This is a genomic window from Pelotalea chapellei (genome assembly GCF_018531195.1).
Classification (GTDB): Bacteria; Desulfobacterota; Desulfuromonadia; order Geobacterales; family Pseudopelobacteraceae; genus Pelotalea; species Pelotalea chapellei.
The window spans coordinates 1-392 of sequence record NZ_JAHDYS010000049.1; the positions used below are offsets into that span (position 1 = coordinate 1).

At 60.2% G+C, this 392-nt stretch carries 1 protein-coding gene; it reads left to right on the forward strand.

Annotated features, from left to right (window positions below):
• Positions 1 to 392 (forward strand): cytochrome c3 family protein (locus KJB30_RS17870; RefSeq protein ID WP_367619015.1); only part of this gene is annotated, 392 nt, incomplete at both ends.

Below are 392 nucleotides of genomic sequence, written 5' to 3' on the forward strand. Positions count from 1 at the left end.
GCTTCGGCGGCCTCTGGCGCTAATGACACCTGCCTCGGGTGCCACGGCAGCAAGGATATCGCCAGCCAGGGGGGAGAACGCCTGTTTGTTGATCCGGCCAAGTTTGCTGCTACCACCCATGCGGTGATCGGCTGCGACTCCTGCCATACGTCGGTTACCCCACGCCACCCCCATGACGGCAGCAAGCCGGCCAAGGCGGTCTGCAAGGAGTGTCATGCTCCGATACATACGGAGTATGCCACTGCCCTGCACAGTACCAAGGCGAGCTGCAACGATTGCCACAATCCCCATGAGGTCAAGCCTGCATTGATGGACTCAGGGGATAACATCAACCGCAAGTGCGCCAAGTGCCACGATCCGGCGACTACGGTGAAGACACACTCCAAATGGCT